Origin of the sequence: Nonomuraea sp. NPDC049152 (assembly GCF_040648355.1) — a bacterium.
Classification (GTDB): Bacteria; Actinomycetota; Actinomycetes; order Streptosporangiales; family Streptosporangiaceae; genus Nonomuraea.
In genome coordinates this window covers 18429-37780 of the sequence record NZ_JBEZDO010000014.1, presented here as the reverse complement: position 1 = coordinate 37780, position 19352 = coordinate 18429, and the positions used below count along the sequence as shown (strand labels likewise).

Below are 19352 nucleotides of genomic sequence, written 5' to 3'. Positions count from 1 at the left end.
ATGACATGAGAAAGCGACTCTTCGCCACCGCTCTGCTGACCGGCCTGGTCCTCACGACCGCCCCCGCGCACGCGTCGTCGGCCACCACGGTCCACGGGCCGTCGGGCAACTGGGCCAGCGTCAACGCCTCCATCAGCGCGGGCAGGCTGACCGTCAGGCTGCCCAGGGTCAGCGACGTCCACGACGTGAAGTGCACCTGGGTGATCCTGCTCGTCCGCCTCCAGGACGACTCGGCCAGGCGGGTCGTGCCCGTGTGGCAGGCCGCCACCAACCGCAACTGCTCGAACAGGCCCAAGGGGCTGCCCACCTTCACCAGGAACGGCGTCGAGCGCGCGTGGGCGCAGCTGTGCGTCAGGCCCGCGGCCTCACCCCCCGGCCAGGCGTGCTCCACCTCGTGGACGCGGCTGGTCTGAGAGGGTAAACGGCAGGGTCGGCCTGGAGCCAACTGTCGGTGCTCCGAGATAGCGTTCTCTCAGGTTTGAAGGAGGGAGTGTGCCGATGAGCGCCGAGGTCGAGGGCGTGTCCGTGGACGCGCTGAAGCGCCACGCCGAGGTGAGCGAGCTGGTCGAGGAGGCGCGCTGGCGCTACTACGTCCTCGACCAGCCCACCGTGAGCGACGCGCAGTTCGACACCTGGTTCAACGAGCTCCTCGCGCTCGAGCAGGCGCATCCCACACTCCAGACGCCGGACTCGCCGACGCAGAAGGTCGGGGCGCCCGTCTCCGGCGACTTCGCCAAGGTGCAGCACCTGCAGAAGATGGAGAGCCTCGACAACGCCTTCAACGACGCCGACATCGCGGCCTGGCAGGTCAGGGCGGAGCGGCTGGCCGAGGGAGACCCTGGCCCCTACCTGTGCGAGCTGAAGATCGACGGGCTGGCGATCGCGCTCGTCTACAGGGACGGCAAGCTGGAGCGCGGCGCCACCCGAGGCGACGGGCGCACAGGTGACGACGTGACGGCCAACGTCCGCACGATCAAGGGCATCCCCCACCGGCTCAAGGGTGACGACATCCCCTCGCTGGTCGAGGTGCGCGGCGAGGTCTACATCCCGGTCAAGGAGTTCAAGAAGCTCAACGAGCAGCTGGTCGAGCAGGGCAAGCCGCCGTTCGCCAACCCGCGCAACGCCGCGGCGGGCACGTTGCGGCAGAAGGACCCCCGCATCACCGCGCAGCGGCCGCTGCGGATGCTCGTCCACGGCGTGGGCGTCTGGGAGGGCGCGGCGGAGCCGCAGGCCCAGTCGCAGGTCTACGACAGGCTGCGCGAGTTCGGCCTGCCTGTGAGCGACCTCTACCAGGTCGTGCCCGACGTCAAGGGCATCGACGACTTCATCGAGCACTACCGCGAGCACCGCCACGAGCCCGCCTACGAGATCGACGGCGTGGTGGTCAAGGTCGACAAGATCAGGACGCAACGGGAGCTCGGCTCCACCTCGCGGGCGCCGCGCTGGGCGATCGCCTACAAGTACCCGCCCGAGGAGGTCAACACCAAGCTCTTCGACATCGCCGTGGGTGTCGGGCGCACGGGCCGCGTCACGCCGTACGGGCTGATGGAGCCCGTGGTCGTGGCCGGGTCCACGGTCGAGCGGGCCACGCTCCACAACGCCGCGATCGTGGTCAAGAAGGGCGTGCTCATCGGCGACACCGTCGTGCTGCGCAAGGCGGGCGACGTCATCCCCGAGATCGTCGGGCCCGTGACGGCGCTGCGCGACGGCTCCGAGCGCCCGTTCGTCATGCCGACCCACTGTCCCGAGTGCGGCACCGAGCTGGCGTACGAGAAGGAGGGCGACGCCGACCTGCGCTGCCCCAACGCCCTTCAGTGCCGCGCGCAGATCCGCGAGCGCCTCTACTTCGCGGCTGGGCGCAGGGCGCTCGACATCGACGGCCTCGGCTACGTCGCCGCCACCGCGCTCAGCCAGCCCGTCCCCGAGCAGGAGCCGGTGCTGCGCACCGAGGCCGACCTGTTCGACCTCACGCTGGAGCAGCTGATCCCGATCAGGTCCGTGGTGCGCGACCAGGAGACGGGTCTGCCCAAGATCGACCCGAAGACCGGCGAGCCCAAGGTCGTCTCGTTCTTCTCCAACGTCAACGGCGAGGCCAGCCAGAACGCGCTGAAGCTCATCGACGAGCTGGAGAAGGCCAAGCTGGTGCCGCTGTGGCGGGTGCTGGTCGCGCTGTCGATCCGCCACGTCGGGCCGCCCACCGCGCAGGCGCTGGCGGGGGCGCTGCGCTCGATGGACGCCGTCATGAACGCCTCGGAGGAGGAGCTGGCCGCGGTCGAGGGCATCGGCCCGCGGGTGGCCGCCACCATCCGCGAGTGGTTCGAGGTCGACTGGCACCGCGAGATCGTCGATCGCTGGAAGGCGGCGGGGGTCCGCATGGAGGACGAGCCCGCTCCCGAGAAGGGCCCGCAGATCCTGGAGGGCCTCACCTTCGTGGTCACCGGCACGCTGGAGGGCTTCACCCGCGACTCCGCCGCTGAGGCCATCACCAGCAGGGGCGGCAAAGTGGCAGGATCGGTGTCGAAGAAGACCGCCTTCGTGGTGGTGGGGGAGAACGCGGGGTCGAAGTACGACAAGGCGGTCAGCCTCGGGGTGCCCATCCTCGACGAGGCCGGGTTCCACGTCCTACTGGACCAAGGTGCGGAAGCCGCTGCCGAGGCAGCGGTAAAACCGGAACAATAGCCCTCTCCACCGGAAAGGGTGCATATATGTCGGATCTCAGCGGTGAGCGGCTGGCGGAGCTCCGCCGGACCTTTGACGCGATCGACGTCAGCGGTGACGGTTTCATCAGCCAGGCGGAGTTCGTTCGCCACTTCCCCGGCCTTCCCGGCGAGGCGCTCGCCTCGCTGGAGCAGAACGCCGACGCCGACGGCGACGGGAGCATCTCCTTCGAGGAGTTCGTCCGGCTCGTGGGGTGAGCCGGAGGGTGGGGCGGCTGTGATCACGGTCGCCCCTTGAGGTCAACGGGGCGCCCCTGGCGGATGGGGCGGTGGTGACCAGGGGGCACTTGTGTCGTACAAGAACGCAAAAAAGCGGCTTCTTGCTAGTAAATCCGGGCGATTGGCGTGACGGAACGTAGGCGGGTGGTTTCGGGAAGTGGGGTGGAGGTCGTACCCTCCCATAGTGACCTCTTGGGGGTTCTGTTACCGATGACCGACCCAAATGACACGCGCGACACGGGACCACGTGTAGGAAGCCCGCTCTGGGCCTTCCTCGCGAGTGTCTCGGTGTTCGGCTTCACCGCCCTACTCGTGGCCGAGCTGCGGCTCGACCCTGCCGACCTGGTCCAGCTGGCGAGGACACCGCTGTTCTGGGTGCTGGCCGTGCTGGTGGTGCTGGGTGAGCTGCGCCCCGTGATGGTGTCCTCGGCGACCGCCGTGGGCGGGACGTACCCGGCGACCATGTTCACCTTCGCCGTGTTACTGCACTTCGGGCTGCCGGTGGCGGTGCTCTTGCAGGTGGTCGGCATCGCCGTCAACGGGATCGTCACCCGCAAGGCCTGGCACAGGGTGATGTTCAACGTCGCACAGGCGACGCTGGCGTTCACCGCCGGCGCCGTGGTGCTGGGGCTGTTCGGGATCGTGCCGAGCCCCTCGGCCCCGTGGGTGCCCGCCGGCTTCGCGCTGGTTCCGATCGCGCTGTCCGGGGTCGCCTACTTCACCGCGCGTGCGCTGCTGGTGTGCGGCGCGGTCGCGCTGCACGAACGCCGCTCGATCAGCAGGGTCCTGCGCGCGACGGTGGGCCCGCAGGCGCTGGTCTACACCGGGCTGCTCGGGCTCGCGCCGCTGGTTGTCGTCGTCATGCAGGACTCACCGGGGCTGGTGCCCCTGTTCGTGGCGCCGCTGGCGGCCGTCTACTTCACCGCCACCCTGTCCATGCGCCGCGACCACCAGGCCATGCACGACGAGCTGACCGGGCTGCCCAACCGCAAGATGCTGATCGTCTCGACGGAGGAGGCGCTCGCCGAGTGCCGCCAGGACGAGCGGGTGGGCCTGTTCCTGATCGACCTCGACAGGTTCAAGGAGGTCAACGACACCATGGGCCACCCGGTCGGCGACCGGCTCCTGCAGATGGTGGCCCACCGGCTGACCCATTCGGTACGGCCTGGCGACGTCGTCGCGCGCCTCGGCGGTGACGAGTTCGCGGTGCTGCTGCCGTCCATAAGGGACATCCACGCCGCCAGGGAGGTCGCCGCCAGGCTCAGGGCCGCGCTCACCGAGCCCGTGCGCCTTGAAGGCATGACGTTCGACATGGACGGCTCGGTCGGCATCGCGCTCTTCCCCGACCACGCGCCAGACTTCGAGCTGCTGCTGCAGCGGGCCGACGTCGCGATGTACCTGGCCAAGGAGGGGCGCACCGGCGTCGAGCTCTACCAGCCCGACAAGGACCGCAACTCGCCCGAACGCCTCAGCCTGCTCGGCGACCTGCGCCGCGCGGTCGACAACCGCGAGCTGCGCCTGCACTACCAGCCCAAGATCGATCTGACCACGGGCGAGGTGCGCGGCATGGAGGCGCTGCTGCGCTGGCGCCATCCCGTGCGAGGGCCGATCTCGCCCGCCGACTTCATCCCGCTGGCCGAGCAGTCCTACCTGATGCGGCAGATCACCGAGTACGTCATCGACGCGGTCATGGAGCAGGCGGCCCGCTGGTGGCACACCGGGCTGCAGGTCCAGATCTCGGCGAACGTCTCCGCCCGCGACCTGCTCGACTGCGCCCTGCCCGACCAGCTGGAAGCGGGACTGTCCCGCTTCAGGCTGCCGCCCCAGGCGATCCAGCTGGAGGTCACCGAGCGGATCCTGATGGGCGACCAGGCCTACACCCACGAGACGATCAAGGCGCTGGCGGCGCTGGGAGTGCCGCTGGCGCTGGACGACTTCGGCACCGGCTACTCGTCGCTGATCAGGTTGCAGCGGCTGGCCGCGTCCGAGGTGAAGATCGACGCGTCGTTCGTGCAGCGGCTGTCGTGCTCGGAGGACGACGAGCGGATCGTGCGCTCGATCGTGGATCTGGTGCGGTCGCTGGGGCTGCGGTCGGTGGCTGAGGGGGTGGAGTCGGACGACATCGCGCTCAAGCTGGCCGACATGGGGTGCGACATGGGCCAGGGCTGGCTGTTCGGCCGGGCGATGGCGCCGGCCGACGCGACGGCGTGGCTGAGGGAGCGGGTCGGGGTCCGGGAGATCGACTACGTGGAGATCTCCCAAACCGTCTGAGCTGCGCCCCTCCTTCATCCCTCGGGGGCGGCGGCGTCTTTCGGGTGGCCGTCGTTCCTTGGGGGTGGTGGCGTCTTCGGGGCGACGGTGTTCGGGGTCGGGTGGTGTCGGTCTCGGGGGTGGAGGGCGTCGGGGGCGGTGGCCAGGGGCGAGCGCCCGGGTGATCATGTTGCGGGCGCGCTAATGGTTCGGCCACCCTCCGTCAAGAGCCCTAGGATGACACTGTCCAAACTCCATCCACGAAACGGGTTCAACGACTCATGTCCGCCATAACCCGCGACGAGGTCGCGCACCTGGCCCGGTTGTCCCGGCTGGCGATCTCCGACGACGAGCTCGACCACTACGCGACCCAGCTCGATGACATCATCGCCGCTGTCGCGAAGGTGGCCGAGGTCGCCGCTGAAGACGTCCCGCCTTCGTCGCACGCGCTCCCGCTGACCAATGTCTTCCGTGCCGACGAGGTGCGACCGTCCCTCACGCCCGAGCAGGCGCTTTCGGGTGCTCCGGCCGTCGAGGACGACCGCTTCCGGGTTCCGCGCATTCTCGGGGAGGAAGCATGAGTCTGATCCACAAGTCCGCCGCCGAGCTGGGCGCGCTGATCGCCACGGGCGAGGCCAGCGCCGTCGAGGTCGCCGAGGCGCACCTCGACCGTATCGAGCAGGTCGAGCCGAAGGTCCAGGCCTTCCTCCACGTCGACCGCGAGGTCACGCTGGAGCAGGCGCGCTCCGTCGACGCCAGGCTGGCGGCAGGGGAGAAGCTCGGCCCGCTCGCCGGCGTGCCGATCGCGCACAAGGACATCTTCACCACCAAGGACATGCCGACCACGGCCGCGTCCAAGATCCTCGAGGGGTGGCGGCCGCCGTACGACGCGACCGTGACCGCGCGGCTGCGCCAGGCGGGTCTGGTCATCCTCGGCAAGACCAACCTCGACGAGTTCGCGATGGGCTCCTCCACCGAGAACTCCGCCTACCAGGTCACGCGCAACCCCTGGGATCTCGCGAAGATCCCCGGTGGCTCGTCGGGCGGGTCGAGCGCCGCCGTCTCCGCCTACGAGGCGCCGCTGTCCACCGGCACCGACACCGGCGGCTCCATCAGGCAGCCCGCCGCCGTCACCGGCATCGTGGGCATGAAGCCGACGTACGGCGGATCCTCCCGCTACGGCCTGATCGCCTTCGCCAGCTCCCTCGACACCCCCGGGCCCTTCGCCCGCAACGTCATGGACGCGGCGCTGCTGCACGCGGCCTTCTCGGGCCACGACCCGATGGACTCCACCTCCATCGACGCGACCGTGCCCGACGTCGTCGCGGCGGCCAAGAACCCCGACATCGCGGGGATGCGCATCGGCATCGTCAAGGAGTTCGGCGGCGAGGGCTACCAGCAGGGCGTGCTCAACCGCTTCCACGACGCCGTCGAGCTGCTGGAGTCGCTGGGCGCGAAGGTCGTCGAGGTCTCCTGCCCGTCGTTCACGACGGCGCTGCCGGCCTACTACCTGATCGCTCCCTCGGAGTGCTCGTCCAACCTCGCCCGCTTCGACGCCATGCGGTACGGCCTGCGCGTCGGCGACGACGGCACCCGCAGCGCCGAAGAGGTCATGGCGCTGACCAGGGCGGCGGGCTTCGGCCCCGAGGTCAAGCGGCGCATCATGCTCGGCACCTACGCGCTGTCGAGCGGCTACTACGACGCCTACTACGGCCAGGCGCAGAAGGTCCGCACGCTCATCGCGCGCGACTTCGAGGCCGCCTTCCACCAGGTCGACGTGCTGATCTCGCCGACCACGCCGACGACGGCGTTCTCGATCGGCGAGCGCGCCGACGACCCGATGGCGATGTACCTCGCCGACCTGTGCACGATCCCGTCCAACCTGGCGGGCAACGCGGCCATGTCGGTGCCGTGCGGCCTCGCCGACGAGGACAACCTGCCGGTCGGCCTGCAGATCATGGCCCCGGTCCTGGGCGACGACCGCTGCTACAGGGTCGGCGCCGCAGTCGAGAAGGCCCTGGAGAGCCGCTGGGGCGGCCCGCTGCTGAAGGAGGCTCCCGCACTGTGAGCGTCATGGCGTACGACGAGGCCCTCGACCGGTTCGAACCGGTCCTCGGCCTGGAGACCCACGTTGAGCTGGGCACCGTCTCGAAGATGTTCTGCGGCTGCCCGACCACCTTCGGCGCTCCGCCCAACACCCACACCTGCCCGACCTGTCTCGCGCTGCCCGGGTCGCTTCCCGTGGCCAACGTCGAGGCGATCGAGTCGACGATCAGGATCGGCCTGGCGCTGAACTGCTCCATCGCCGAGTGGTGCCGCTTCGCCCGGAAGAACTACTTCTATCCGGACATGCCGAAGAACTATCAGATCTCGCAGTACGACGAGCCGCTCTGCTTCGACGGCTACCTCGACGTCGAGGTCGAGGGCAAGACCGTGCGGATCGAGATCGAGCGCGTTCACCTGGAGGAGGACACCGGCAAGTCCACCCACGTGGGTGGCGCGACCGGCCGCATCCACGGCGCCGACTACTCCATCGTCGACTACAACCGCGCGGGCATCCCGCTGGTGGAGATCGTCACCAAGCCGATCCCCGGCACCGACAAGCTCGCCCCCGAGGTGGCCCGCGCGTACGGCATCGAGCTGCGTGAGCTCATGCGCTCGCTGGGCGTCTCCGACGTGCGCATGGAGGAGGGCTCCATGCGCTTCGACGTCAACGTCTCGCTCATGCCGCGCGGCTCCTCCGAGTGGGGCACCCGTACCGAGACCAAGAACGTCAACTCGCTGCGCAGCGTCGAGCGGTCGGTCCGCGGGGAGATCCAGCGGCAGGCGGCGATCCTCGCCGAGGGCGGCAGGATCATCCAGGAGACCCGCCACTTCCACGAGGACACCGGCACGACCACGCCCGGCAGGTCCAAGGAGGAGGCGCAGGACTACCGCTACTTCCCCGAGCCCGACCTGGTGCCGATCGCGCCCGACACCGCCTGGGTGGCCAAGCTCAAGGCCGAGCTGCCCGAGCTGCCGTCGGTGCGCCGCAAGCGCCTGCAGGCCGAGTGGGGTGTGACCGACCACGACATGGAGTCGATGCACAACGCCGACGCCATCGAGATCGTGGAGGCCACGATCGCCGCGGGCGCGCCCGCGGCCGACGCCCGCAAGTGGTGGATGGGCGAGCTGGCCCGCAGGGCGAACGAGACCGGCACGTCGCTGGCCGAGCTGCCCATCACCCCCGCGCAGGTGGCGAGGGTGACCGAGCTGGTCGCCTCGGGCGCGCTGAACGACAAGCTGGCCCGCGAGGCCTTCGACGGCGTGCTGGCCGGCGAGGGCGACCCCGACGAGGTCGTCGCGGCCCGCGGCCTGCAGATCGCCGACGAGGGCGAGCTGGCGGGGATCATCGACGGCGTCCTGGCCGGCAACGCCGACGCGGTGGAGAAGGTCCGCTCCGGCAAGATCGCCGCTGTGGGCGCGCTGGTCGGTGGTGTCATGAAGGCCAGCCGCGGCAAGGCCGACGCCGCTCGGGCCCGCGAGCTGATCCTGGAGAAGCTCGGCGTCTCCGAGTAACCCCGAGAAACCGGAAACGCGGGTCAGGTGACCCGCGAGACGACCGGCCCCGGCGCCCGGCGGCGCCGGGGCCGGTCGTCTTCCTTCCGTCGCCATGCGCGAGAACCCGGACGGCTGGAGGCCGGGGTGCCTAGGGCCATGTACGTAGGCGGCCTAGGACCTGCGCACGATGTGCTGACCAGGGGCTCGACCGTAGCGTCATCGGCATGACGCACAAATCACTGACGGCGGGCCTGGTGGCGTTGGTCTCATTGGTGGCCTTCGAATACATCGCGGTGGCGATCGCCATGCCTGTCGTGGCCCGCGAGCTCGGCGGCCTCCACCTGTACGGCTTGGCGTTCAGCGGCGCGATGGCGGCCGCGGTGGTGGGCACGGTCCTCGGCGGCCGGTGGGCGGACCTGAAGGGCCCGACCGCACCGCTGTGGACGGGAGTGGCCGGGTTCATCGGCGGCCTGTTGCTGGCCGGGCTGGCCTCAAGCATGGAGATGCTGATCGTCGGCAGGCTCGTGCAGGGGTTCGGCGGCTCGCTGGTCAGTGTGGCCCTCTATGTGGTGGTGGCCAGGGTCTACCCCGAGGAGTCGCACCCGAAGATCTTCTCCTTGTTCGCCACGGCGTGGGTCGTGCCGTCGATGGTCGGTCCCGCGATCGTCGGGCTGGTGGTCGACACGCTCGGCTGGCGCTGGGTCTTCCTGTCCGTTCCCGTGCTGACCGTGATCGCGGCGCTGATCCTGCTGCGCGGGCTGGCGGGCCAGCCGGTCATGGGAGGGCAGGCCGAGTCCGCCCCCGGCCTCGGCAAGAAGGTCGCGTGGGCGGCGCTGACGGCCGTGGGCGCGGGCCTCATGCAGTACGGCAGCGACGGCAGGCTCCCGCTGCTCATCGTGGGCCTCGTGGTGCTGCTGGTCGCGCTGCCGAGGCTGCTGCCGGCGGGGACGCTGCGCGCGGCCAGGGGACTGCCGTCCGTCGTGGCCCTGCGCGGGCTGGCCGTCGGCGCCTTCTTCGCCGCCGAGGTGATCGTGCCGCTCATGCTGATCAGTGAGCGCGGCATGTCACCGCTGCTGGCCGGGTTCGCGCTCACCGGTGGCGCGCTGACCTGGTCGATCGCCTCCTGGCTGCAGGGGCGTGAGGTGTTCAGCAGGACGGCGAACCTGCTGGGCGGCGCCGCGGCGGTCGCGCTCGGCATCCTGAGCATGGGCGTCGTCACCTTCGACGCCGTGCCCGTCGCGTTCGCCTACCCGGCGTGGATCATCACCGGGTTCGGGATGGGCCTGCTCTATCCGACGCTGTCGGTGCTGACGCTGGAGCTGTCGAAGCCGGGCGAGCAGGGCGTCAACAGCGCGGCGCTCCAGGTCGGCGAGTCGGTGTTCTCGGTGGTGTCGGTGGCGGTGACCAGCGCGCTGTTCGTCGCTGTCGGCCAGGGGTACTGGGCGGTCTACGCTGCCACGCTCGTCATGGCGCTGGTGGGCCTGTGGGTCGCGCCCCGCTTTCAGACGCTCTCGGTGGGTTCCGAGGCTCCGGTAGTCGCCCATCTGTCATGATGTGCGCCAGATGCGGGGAACGGTCGCCGTTCCCCGCTTTTTGGCGTCGCGGACCAGGCCGACGATCGTGAGCGCCCAAGGGAGAGGGCCCGCTGGAAGACGACCGTGAAAGCGAATCCGTCGATCGGGTGATACCTATCGACATTTTCGTCCACGGAGGGCCACCCATGACCGCAGCCGCGGTGCGCGACCCTGATCTCACCGAGCCCGAGGGGTTCAGAGAGATCTTCGACGCCTACTTCGGGGAGATCCACAGGTACGTCGCCCAGCGGCTCGGCCCCGACGACGCCGAGGACGTGGTCGCCGAGACCTTCCTCACCGCCTTCCGAAAACGCGACCGCTACGACCCCAGCCGCGCGAGCGTCAGGTCCTGGCTGTACGGCATCGCCACCAACCTGGTCGGCAAGCACAGGCGTGCGGAGATCAGGGCGCTGCGTGCCATGGACCGCGTGTCCGCCGACCGCGACGTCTCCGGCCTCGCCGACGTGGTCGCGGTGCGGGTCAGCGCGCAGAGCCTCGGACCCAGCCTGGCCGGCGCCATCGCCCGCCTCGGCAAGGGCGACCGCGACGTCCTTCTGCTCGTCGCGCTCGCCGGACTGTCGCACGAGGAGATCTCCACCGCGCTCGGCATTCCGTACGGCACGGTCGGCTCGCGCCTGAACCGCGCGAGGAAGAAGCTCCGCAAGGCCCTTGGCGGCACCAACCCGATGGAGGGCGACCATGGATGACCTGCGGCGGATCCGCGAGCTGTACGGCGAGCCCGAGGAGAGCCCCGGTGCCAGGGACAGGGTCATGGCCAGGCTCGAGGCCGCACCCGGCAGGAGACGCCCGCGCTGGACGCCGGTCCTGGCGAGCCTCGCGGTGGCGGCCGTCGCCGCCGTGGCCTTCGCGGTACCGGGAAGGCCGGCCGACCAGGGCTCGGACGTCCTGCGGGCCGCGGCGAGCGTGACCGAGCGCCAGCCCGCGACCAAGGGCGCCTACTGGCACATCAAGCGTGTGATCAACGGCACCGAGGTCACGGAACTGTGGGTGGCGAGGGACGGCCGCGCCTGGGTCGCCACCAGGCCCAAGCACGGCGTGCCGGGCGCGGGCGGTGGCAAGCCCGTTCCGTTCACCGGCAAGGGCCCCTTCACGATGTTCGGGCACGAGCTGACGCTGGCCCAGATCGAGGCGCTGCCCCGCGACCCTGACACGCTGCGCGACGAGGTGGAGCGCATCGTTCGCGACGTGCCGGAGAAGGACCGTGACGGCGTGGTCGCCGACGCGCTCAGCGGCCTGTTGTGGAGCAAGCCCGCCCCGCCTGACGTGCGGGCCGCCGCCTATCGGGCGCTGGCCGGCCTGCCGGGCGTGCGCTACCTGGGGAACTGGACCTTCAGCTACGAGGTGCGTGGGGAGAAGCGCGAGCTGACCGTCAGCCAGGCCGACGGCCAGGTGATCAAGGCGATCACGGGCGCCATGACAGAGGTCGTCCTCGAGGCGGAATGGACCGACGAGAAGCCATGAAGCGCCTGATCGTCCTGGCGCTGCTCGCCGTGCTCGCGACCTCCTGCCTGGTCAGGCCGAGCGGCCCGAGTCTGGCCGACGCCAGAGGCAAGCCGATGTGCGACAGGAGCCAGTTCGCCGCCGCCGACGCCATGAAGGGCCCGATCTCCTTCCTCGGCCTCCCGCCGGTCGAGCTCGGCACCGACGTCGACTGGCGGATGGATCCGTACCGCAACCGCTCGTGGGCGCTCAACCTGCATTCGCTGCGCTGGATCGGCAGGCTTGTCGTGGCCTTCGAGACCACGGGCGACGCCGCACCTCTGCGGCGGGCCGAGCAGACGGCCCACGACTGGGTGAAGGACAACCCGCGCGGTGGCGCGGGCATCAGCGAGTGGGCGTGGGCCGAGCACGCCATCGCGCTGCGCGCGCCCGCGCTGGTCTGCCTGAGCACGTACGTGAAGGCCGACTGGCTGTCCGACTCCCTCGTCGAGCACGCCGAGGTCCTGGCCGACCCCGCGCTCTACGAGGGCGGGCACAACCACGGTCTCGACCAGGACATCGCGCTGCTGGGGATCGGCTGCAGGCTCGGCGTCGCCGAGTGGCGCGACCTGGCGCTGCGCAGGATGACCGACTCGGCGCAGCGCGCCATCGACGGCCAGGGAACGCTCCACGAGCAGGCTCCCCGCTACGGCGTCTACGTCCACCAGCGGCTCGGCGTCGCCTTCCACAGCATCAAGGAGTGCGGCGTCGGCGTGCCGTCCGCGCTGTCGGCCAGGCGCGCGGCACTGGAGTCCTACATCGGGCACGCCATCCAACCCGACGGCCGGCTCACCGCCATCGGGGACGGCCCTGCCGACATGCGGCCCACCGGCTTCCCCCGCCCGAGGACCACCGTCGGCGTCTTCGACGGCGGCTACGTCTTCGGCAGGACCGGCTGGACGCGCGACTCGGCGTTCTACTCGATCAGGTTCGGCCCGCCGCGCCGCTATCACGGTCACGAGGACCACATGAGTGTCACCTACCAGGCCAAGGGGCGCGACGTCCTGGTCGAGGCGGGCTTCCACTCCTACGAGAAGGGCGCCTACCCCAAGTGGACCGTGACCCCCGAGGCGCACAACGTGCCCGTGGTCGAGGGGCAGCCGTTCCGCCCGGGCACGGCGACGCGGCTGGTGGGCTCGTCCATCACCCGCACCAGGCAGAGCTACGAGTTCACCGACGACGCGTACGGCGTGAGCCGTACCAGGAAGGTGCTGGTCAATCACGGGCGCGACGTGCTGGCCGTCCTGGACGAGGTGCCCGAAGGGCACACGCTGCGCAACCTGTGGCATCTCGCGCCCGGCAGCAGGCCGACGCTGGTGCAGCTGGAGATGCCCGCGTGCAAGCAGATCGGTGGCCGGCGGGAGGGCAAGGGCGAGATCTCACCGGGCTACCTCAAGCGGGTCCCCTCGGTCACGATCACCTCGCCCGCCGCCCGATCGCTGCTGACCGTCGTCGTGCCGGGTAAGGCACAGGTCACCTGCGACGGCGGGACCGTCACCGTGGGAACCGAGGACGGACCCGTCACCTTTCCCGCGACCCTGACCGCCTTCCGGCGGTAGAGCGGGGGGCAACGGTGACGTGACGGAGGTCCCGCCGGGTGGACGGACCGGCGGGGCCTCGACGTTCGCATCCCGAGAACCACCAGGGTGATGCCCAGGAAGACCGCCGGTCACTCCAGCTGCGACCCAGGTGTGTTGACATCCTCCCCATGGATGAATCCGGGGGATTCCAAGCCTCACGGATCGGATCTTCCTGCTTCACAGGCGACTGCCCACACACACCCGAAGGTGGGCGACCGGTCCTACGTGGCCTCCACAGGCTTCACATCCCGCCAGCCCGGCGGTAGGCCCGGACAGGCCGGCTTGGTTATCACCAGCCCGTCCGAACACCTGAACCATACCAAGAGAGGGGTCGCTGTGATGCGGAACAGGAAAGGTCGCCGCACCGCTCGGGCCTTGACGGCCCTCCCGCGCTCCCGATGCCTCCCCAGGGCTGATGCCCGGGGTCTCATCGGGAGTTACCGATGACCGCGTCGGGATGACGTCGCGCCCACAGTCGCCTGAACAGGGGTGTCAGGAGGGCGAGCGCGGCCAGGCTCAGCAGGACGGCCGCGATCGGGCTCTTGACCAGTACGGTCACGTCGCCCGCACCGATGGCCAGGGCCCTGCGCAGCTGGATCTCCGCCATCGGGCCGAGGATCATGCCGATCACCGCGGGGGCGATCGGCAGCCCGAAGCGGCGCATGGAATAGCCGAGCAGGCCCAGCACGAACAGCACCACCAGGTCCACGGCCGACGACTTCAGCGCGTAGACGCCCAGCGCCGCGAACAGCACGATGCCCGCGTAGAGGTAGGGACGCGGGATGCGCAGCACACGGGCCCAGAGCGGGGCCAGCGGCAGGTTCAGCACCAGCAGCATCGTGTTGCCGATGAACAGCGAGGCGATCATGCCCCACACCAGGGCGGGGTTGTGGTCGAACAGCTGCGGGCCCGGCTGCAGGCCGTACTGCTGGAAGGCGGCCAGCAGGATCGCCGCCGTCGCCGAGGTGGGCAGGCCGAGGGTGAGCAGCGGGACGAGCGTGCCGGCCGCAGAGGCGTTGTTGGCGGCCTCGGGCCCCGCGACGCCCTCGATGGCGCCCTTGCCGTACTCCTCCTTGGCCACGCCGCGGGCGAGCCTCTTCTCCGCGGCGTAGGACAGGAACGTCGGGATCTCCGCGCCGCCGCCGGGCAGCGCGCCGAACGGGAAGCCGAGCGCGGTGCCGCGCAGCCACGGCTTCCACGAGCGGCCCCAGTCCGAGCGGCCCATCCACGCGCGGCCCACGGGCACCACCTCGGGGCTGGCGTGCCGCAGCCTGGAGGCGACGTAGAGCGCCTCGCCCAGCGCGAACAGGCCGACCGCGACGATCACCACGTCGATGCCGTCGAGCAGCTGGGGGATGCCGAGCGTGAGACGGGCCTGCCCGGTCTGCTCGTCGATGCCGATCAGTCCGATGACCAGGCCGAGTCCGAGGGAGGCCAGGCCGCGAACCATGGAGCGCGACAGCACCGAGGAGACCGCGGTGAAGGCCAGCACGGCAAGCGCGAAGTAGTCCTCGGGGCCGAAGGAGATCGCGAAGTCGACCACCGCGGGGGCGGCGACGACCAGCAGGGCCGTGGCGATCGTGCCCGCGACGAACGAGCCGATGGCGGCGGTGGCCAGCGCCTGCGCGGCCCTGCCCCGCCTGGCCATCTTGTTGCCCTCCAGCGCGGTGATCATTGAGGACGACTCGCCTGGCGTGTTGAGCAGGATGGAGGTGGTGGACCCGCCGTACATGCCGCCGTAGTAGATGCCGGCGAACATGATGAACGCGCTGGCCGGAGGCACGGTGAAGGTGATCGGCAGCAGGAGCGCGACGGTCATGGCCGGGCCGATGCCCGGCAGGACGCCGACGAGCGTGCCGAGGGTGACGCCGACGAGCGCGTAGAGCAGGTTGATCGGCGTGAGGGCGGTGGCGAAGCCGTCCAGGAGGAGCTGGAGTGAATCCACTCAGATCACCCCCTGGAGCAGGCCGGCCGGCAGGGTGACGCCCAGGCCGTTGACGAAGGCCAGGTAGGAGACCAGACCGATGACGACGGCGACGATCGCGGCCTTGACCTTGCTCTCGGCGCCGAGGGCGACGGAGAGGCCGAAGAACAGCAGCGAAGCGGAGATGACCCAGCCGAGGGTGGTGAGGACGGCGGTGAAGGCCAGGAAGATGCCGCTGACCAGGCCGACGCTCTTCCAGTCCGCGGGGGCGTCGGCGTCGATGTCCTCGCTCTCCTCGGGGTCGCCCCGGCCGCCGCGTGCGACGTCGAGGGTGTAGAAGGCGCCGATGACGATCAGGGCGCTGCCGACCAGGATGGGGAAGAACCTGGGGCCCAGGCCGAGAGCGGAGCTGGCGGCGGAGACGTCGAGGGTGCCGACGATGACGAGCACGCCGAGGACGAGGACGATGAGGGACAGTCCCATCTCCGGGCGCCACCACCCGTGCTTCTTGCCCTGCGCCTCTCCCCGGTCACCGGCCGAGGTGGCATCGGAGGATGCGTGGTGGGCGGGGGAGTCGCCCGACGGGGGGTTCGGCGGGCCGGTACGGCCGGCCGAACCCGAGTCAGGGAGCGCGGGGACGGCACCACGGGGGGTGGCGCCGTCCTGCTCGTGCGGGGAGGACATCAGGAGACGAGCCCCATCTCGGCGATGACGGCCTTGACGCGGACCTGCTCGGCGTTCAGGTAGTCGGCGAACTGCTGCCCGGTCTGGAAGGCGTCGATCCAGCCGTTCTTGGCCACCGCGTCCTTCCACGCCTTCGAGTCGTGCATCTTGGTCACCAGGTCGGTGAGCGCCTTCTTGTCGGCGTCGCTCAGCCCGGCGGGCGCGACGAACCCGCGCCAGTTGGCCAGCTCGACGTCGAGCCCGCCCTCCTTCAGCGTCGGCGCGTCGACGGAGTCGATGCGGTCGGGCGCGGAGACGGCCAGCGCGCGCAGCTTGCCGGACTTCACGTGCTCGGCGAACTCGCCGACACCGGACACGCCGATCGTGACCTTGCCGCCGAGCAGCGCGTTCAGCGCCTCGCCGCCGCCCGAGTGGGCGATGTAGTTGACCTGCTTGGGGTCGACGCCGCCTGCCTTGGCCATCAGACCCGCCAGGATGTGGTCGGTACCGCCCGCCGAGCCGCCCGCGACGGACACCTTCGCGGGGTCGGCCTTCCACGCGGCCACCAGGTCGGCCAGCGTCTTCAGCGGCGAGTCCGCGGGCACGACGACGATCTCGTACTCCTCGGTCAGCTTGGCGATCGGCGTCGTGTCCGCGAGCGTGACCTTGGACTTGTTCTGCTCGATCGCGCCGACCATGACCAGGCCCATGGTCATGAGCATGTTGCCGTTGCCCTTCTCGCCCGCGAGCTGGGCCAGGCCGATCGTGCCGCCCGCGCCGGGCACGTTGAAGACCTCGATCTTGCGCTGAGGGTCGACGGACTTGAGCGCCTGCTCCGCCGTACGGGAGGTCTGGTCCCATCCGCCGCCGACGGCGGCGGGCGCCATGATGCGCAGCGAGCCGGTGCCGCCGCCGCCCGCGCCCTGCTGGCCGCAGCCGGTCAGTGCCGCGACGGAGAGGGCGGCGATGGTGGCGAGTATGCGGAGTCGCATGATCACTCCAAGGAGGGGGGGTGTCACAATCTCGAATACTGGATGGTGAAACGGACATCCCCTCCAGTCCAGCCTTTACGCGTTTGCCGTCGTAAAGGTCATATTGGTCGCGACCCTCGTGTGACCTGCGGGTGCTTCCATGGGCCCTGTGAGACTCGGCACGCAACTCTTCGTGCTGCAGATGGTGATCGTCGTGCTCGCCGTCAGCGGCACGGCCGTCGTGTGGGCTCAGCACACCCGCAGGCAGCTCGACTCGCAGTACCAGCAGCGGGCGCTGGCCATCGCCGAAGCGGTGGCGGGCATGCCGCAGGTGCGTGAGGCCTTCGCCGCGCAGGATCCGTCCGCGCTCCTGCAGCCGATCGCGGCCGGGGTCCAGCTGGAGACCGGCGCCGACTACGTCGTGATCGCCAACAGGGAGCAGAAGCGCTACGCCCACCCCAACGCCGCGCTCATCGGCAAGCGGCTGTCCACCGACGGCTCGACGGTCCTGAGGACGGGCGAGAAGTGGGTCGGGGTGGAGACGGGGACGATCGGCACGACGGTGCGGGGCAAGGCCCCGATCCTCGACGAGTACGGCACGATCATCGGGCTCACCTCGGTCGGGGTGCTCGTGGAGAAGGTGGACGCGCAGGTCGCCGCCGTACTCGCGCCGCTGCTGTGGACGGCGCTGGCCGTGCTGGTGGCGGGATCGGTCGCGGCCGCGCTCCTCGCCCGCAGGGTCCGCAGGCAGATCTTCGGCCTCGAACCCGGCGAGATCGCCAAGCTCCTGGAGCAGCGAGAGGGCGTGCTGCACGGCGTGAAGGAAGGCGTGCTCGCGCTCGACATGAAGGGCGGGGTGACGCTGGTCAACGACGCCGCCCGCGAGCTGCTCGGCGAGGTGGGCGGCGACCTGACCGACATGCCGGTCTCCGAGCGCATGCGCGACGTGCTCGGCGGCGCCGACCCGGGCGAGGACAAGATCGTGCTGCACGGCGAGCGCGTGCTGGTGCTCAACCGCACCCCCGTGTCCGTGCGAGGCCGGCAGCGCGGCTGGGTGATCACCCTGCGCGACAGGACCGAGCTCGTACGGCTGGCCCGCGAGCTCGACTCGGCCAGCTCCACGACGGAGGCGCTGAGGGCGCAGGCCCACGAGTTCGCCAACCGCATGCACACGGTCGTCGGCCTGCTGGAGCTGGGCGAGCACGACGCGGCGATCAGCTTCATCACCAGGACCACGCGCAGCACCTACGCGACGGGCATCCGCGAGCGCGTCGCCGACCCCACGCTGGCCGCGCTGCTGCTGGCCAAGTCGGCGGAGGCGGCCGAGCGCGGCGCGACGCTCGTGCTGGCCGACGACACCTGCGTGCCGCAGGACGCGATCGACGACCCGCAGGACGCCGTGCTCGTCGTCGGCAACCTGGTGGCCAACGCGCTCGACGCGCTCGACGGCGCGCCCGGCACGATCGAGGTCTCCGTCGTGGCCACACGGGAGGGACTGCGCGTGCGGGTCGGCGACTCCGGTCCCGGCATCACCCCCGACCTGGTCGAAGAGGTCTTCAGGGAAGGATTCACCACCAAGGCCGCGCACTCTGGGCCGCGCGGGCTCGGCCTCGCCCTGACCAGGCAGGCGTGCCTGCGCAGGGGCGGCTGGGTGCGTGTCCACAACTCGGGAGGCGCCGTGTTCACGGCGCTGCTGCCATGACCGTCAGGGTGCTCGTCGTCGACGACGACTTCATGGTGGCCCGCATCCACAGCGGTTACGTGGCGAAGCTGCAGGGCTTCGAGGTCGTCGGCAGCGCCCACACCGGCGCCGAGGCGCTGGACGCGGTGGCCGAGCACCATCCCGACCTGGTTCTGCTCGACATCTACCTGCCCGACATGTCGGGCCTGGAGGTGCTGAACAGGCTGAGCGGCGTCGACGTCCTCATGATCAGCGCGGCCCGCGACCTGCCGACCGTCAGAGCGGCCATGTGCGGCGGCGCGATCAGCTACCTGATCAAGCCCTTCACCTCGGCCGCGCTGGCCGAGCGGCTCGCACAGTACGCCGACACGCGCAAGCAGTTCACCACCATCGGCCCCGAGGTACGGCAGGACGACATCGACCGCCTGTTCGGCGTCACGAGGGCGCCCCTGCCCAAGGGCCTGTCCTCGGCGACGTGCGCACTCGTCGCCGACACGTTGCGCGAGGCCGGGGGCGATCTTTCGGCCAGCGAGGCCGCCACGCTGACCGGGTTGTCCAGAGTCAGCGCCCGCCGCTACCTGGAATACCTCTGTGCCGCGGGCAAGGCGGAGCTACGCCCCAGGTACGGCACGACGGGCCGACCGGAGCACCGCTACCGCTGGATGTCCTGATTCAAGGTACATATCGCATCACCGGTGCCTTAGTGTTTCCTGAGGAAAGGCAGCGGATTGGG

16 protein-coding genes are annotated in these 19352 nt (G+C 70.3%); 13 read left to right on the top strand and 3 right to left on the bottom strand.

Features of this window, described 5'->3' with window-relative positions:
* Positions 1-5 precede the first annotated feature (5 nt).
* The 11 genes from AB0B45_RS24865 to AB0B45_RS24815 all read left to right on the top strand — a co-directional run bounded on the left by AB0B45_RS24865 (position 6) and on the right by AB0B45_RS24815 (position 13359).
* Positions 6-413: a hypothetical protein gene (locus tag AB0B45_RS24865; RefSeq protein WP_358134604.1), complete on the top strand. Its 408-nt coding sequence runs from the start codon at positions 6-8 to the stop codon at positions 411-413.
* An 85-nt stretch (positions 414-498) separates the two neighbouring features.
* Positions 499-2679: an NAD-dependent DNA ligase LigA gene (gene ligA / locus AB0B45_RS24860; RefSeq protein ID WP_358134601.1), complete on the top strand. Its 2181-nt coding sequence runs from the start codon at positions 499-501 to the stop codon at positions 2677-2679.
* A 26-nt stretch (positions 2680-2705) separates the two neighbouring features.
* Positions 2706-2915: an EF-hand domain-containing protein gene (locus AB0B45_RS24855; protein ID WP_358134598.1), complete on the top strand. Its 210-nt coding sequence runs from the start codon at positions 2706-2708 to the stop codon at positions 2913-2915.
* A gap of 231 nt (positions 2916-3146) precedes the next feature.
* Positions 3147-5207: an EAL domain-containing protein gene (locus AB0B45_RS24850; protein WP_358134596.1), complete on the top strand. Its 2061-nt coding sequence runs from the start codon at positions 3147-3149 to the stop codon at positions 5205-5207.
* Positions 5208-5467: 260 nt separating this feature from the next.
* Entirely contained in the window at positions 5468-5767 is a 300-nt protein-coding gene (gatC, locus tag AB0B45_RS24845; protein ID WP_358134594.1) for an Asp-tRNA(Asn)/Glu-tRNA(Gln) amidotransferase subunit GatC, read from the top strand.
* Complete coding sequence (gene gatA / locus AB0B45_RS24840; RefSeq protein WP_358134592.1) at positions 5764-7254, top strand: Asp-tRNA(Asn)/Glu-tRNA(Gln) amidotransferase subunit GatA; 1491 nt, start codon at positions 5764-5766, stop codon at positions 7252-7254. The genes gatC and gatA overlap by 4 nt, the downstream gene beginning before the upstream one ends.
* Positions 7255-7259: 5 nt before the next feature.
* On the top strand, positions 7260-8744 hold the full coding sequence (gatB, locus tag AB0B45_RS24835) for an Asp-tRNA(Asn)/Glu-tRNA(Gln) amidotransferase subunit GatB (RefSeq protein ID WP_358135120.1): 1485 nt from the start codon (positions 7260-7262) through the stop codon (positions 8742-8744).
* A 206-nt stretch (positions 8745-8950) separates the two neighbouring features.
* Positions 8951-10279: an MFS transporter gene (locus AB0B45_RS24830; RefSeq protein WP_358134590.1), complete on the top strand. Its 1329-nt coding sequence runs from the start codon at positions 8951-8953 to the stop codon at positions 10277-10279.
* A 167-nt stretch (positions 10280-10446) separates the two neighbouring features.
* Positions 10447-11007, top strand: a complete 561-nt coding sequence (locus tag AB0B45_RS24825; protein ID WP_358134589.1) for an RNA polymerase sigma factor — start codon at positions 10447-10449, stop codon at positions 11005-11007.
* Positions 11000-11782: a CU044_5270 family protein gene (locus tag AB0B45_RS24820; RefSeq protein WP_358134587.1), complete on the top strand. Its 783-nt coding sequence runs from the start codon at positions 11000-11002 to the stop codon at positions 11780-11782. Before AB0B45_RS24825 ends, AB0B45_RS24820 begins: the two co-directional genes overlap by 8 nt.
* Positions 11779-13359, top strand: coding sequence for a heparinase II/III family protein (locus AB0B45_RS24815; RefSeq protein ID WP_358134585.1), 1581 nt, complete (start codon positions 11779-11781; stop codon positions 13357-13359). The genes AB0B45_RS24820 and AB0B45_RS24815 overlap by 4 nt, the downstream gene beginning before the upstream one ends.
* Positions 13360-13807: 448 nt before the next feature.
* Here the strand turns inward: AB0B45_RS24815 and AB0B45_RS24810 are convergent, their stop codons facing one another.
* The 3 genes from AB0B45_RS24810 to AB0B45_RS24800 are packed head-to-tail and all read right to left on the bottom strand — an operon-like array spanning position 13808 to position 16959.
* Positions 13808-15325, bottom strand: a complete 1518-nt coding sequence (locus AB0B45_RS24810; protein ID WP_358134583.1) for a tripartite tricarboxylate transporter permease — start codon at positions 15323-15325, stop codon at positions 13808-13810.
* Positions 15326-15988, bottom strand: a complete 663-nt coding sequence (locus AB0B45_RS24805; protein ID WP_358134581.1) for a tripartite tricarboxylate transporter TctB family protein — start codon at positions 15986-15988, stop codon at positions 15326-15328. It lies immediately after the preceding gene.
* Positions 15988-16959, bottom strand: coding sequence for a tripartite tricarboxylate transporter substrate binding protein (locus AB0B45_RS24800; protein WP_358134579.1), 972 nt, complete (start codon positions 16957-16959; stop codon positions 15988-15990). Before AB0B45_RS24800 ends, AB0B45_RS24805 begins: the two co-directional genes overlap by 1 nt.
* A 139-nt stretch (positions 16960-17098) precedes the next feature.
* Between AB0B45_RS24800 and AB0B45_RS24795 the strand changes: the two genes are divergently transcribed.
* The gene (locus AB0B45_RS24795) at positions 17099-18640 is read left to right on the top strand and encodes a sensor histidine kinase (RefSeq protein WP_358134576.1); all 1542 of its coding nucleotides are present in this window, start codon (positions 17099-17101) and stop codon (positions 18638-18640) included.
* The gene (locus AB0B45_RS24790) at positions 18637-19290 is read left to right on the top strand and encodes a response regulator (protein ID WP_358134574.1); all 654 of its coding nucleotides are present in this window, start codon (positions 18637-18639) and stop codon (positions 19288-19290) included. Before AB0B45_RS24795 ends, AB0B45_RS24790 begins: the two co-directional genes overlap by 4 nt.
* Positions 19291-19352 lie beyond the last annotated feature (62 nt).

Excerpts from the sequence above, each read along its gene's own strand:
- AB0B45_RS24850 (WP_358134596.1), top strand. The coding sequence starts at position 3,147 with ATGACCGACCCAAATGACACGCGCGACACGGGACCACGTGTAGGAAGC.
- AB0B45_RS24855 (WP_358134598.1), top strand. The coding sequence starts at position 2,706 with ATGTCGGATCTCAGCGGTGAGCGGCTGGCGGAGCTCCGCCGGACCTTT.
- gatA (WP_358134592.1), top strand. The coding sequence starts at position 5,764 with ATGAGTCTGATCCACAAGTCCGCCGCCGAGCTGGGCGCGCTGATCGCC.
- gatC (WP_358134594.1), top strand. The coding sequence starts at position 5,468 with ATGTCCGCCATAACCCGCGACGAGGTCGCGCACCTGGCCCGGTTGTCC.
- AB0B45_RS24800 (WP_358134579.1), bottom strand. The coding sequence starts at position 16,959 with ATGCGACTCCGCATACTCGCCACCATCGCCGCCCTCTCCGTCGCGGCA.
- AB0B45_RS24865 (WP_358134604.1), top strand. The coding sequence starts at position 6 with ATGAGAAAGCGACTCTTCGCCACCGCTCTGCTGACCGGCCTGGTCCTC.
- ligA (WP_358134601.1), top strand. The coding sequence starts at position 499 with ATGAGCGCCGAGGTCGAGGGCGTGTCCGTGGACGCGCTGAAGCGCCAC.
- AB0B45_RS24790 (WP_358134574.1), top strand. The coding sequence starts at position 18,637 with ATGACCGTCAGGGTGCTCGTCGTCGACGACGACTTCATGGTGGCCCGC.
- AB0B45_RS24820 (WP_358134587.1), top strand. The coding sequence starts at position 11,000 with ATGGATGACCTGCGGCGGATCCGCGAGCTGTACGGCGAGCCCGAGGAG.
- AB0B45_RS24825 (WP_358134589.1), top strand. The coding sequence starts at position 10,447 with ATGACCGCAGCCGCGGTGCGCGACCCTGATCTCACCGAGCCCGAGGGG.
- AB0B45_RS24830 (WP_358134590.1), top strand. The coding sequence starts at position 8,951 with ATGACGCACAAATCACTGACGGCGGGCCTGGTGGCGTTGGTCTCATTG.
- gatB (WP_358135120.1), top strand. The coding sequence starts at position 7,260 with ATGGCGTACGACGAGGCCCTCGACCGGTTCGAACCGGTCCTCGGCCTG.
- AB0B45_RS24795 (WP_358134576.1), top strand. The coding sequence starts at position 17,099 with ATGGGCCCTGTGAGACTCGGCACGCAACTCTTCGTGCTGCAGATGGTG.
- AB0B45_RS24815 (WP_358134585.1), top strand. The coding sequence starts at position 11,779 with ATGAAGCGCCTGATCGTCCTGGCGCTGCTCGCCGTGCTCGCGACCTCC.
- AB0B45_RS24805 (WP_358134581.1), bottom strand. The coding sequence starts at position 15,988 with ATGTCCTCCCCGCACGAGCAGGACGGCGCCACCCCCCGTGGTGCCGTC.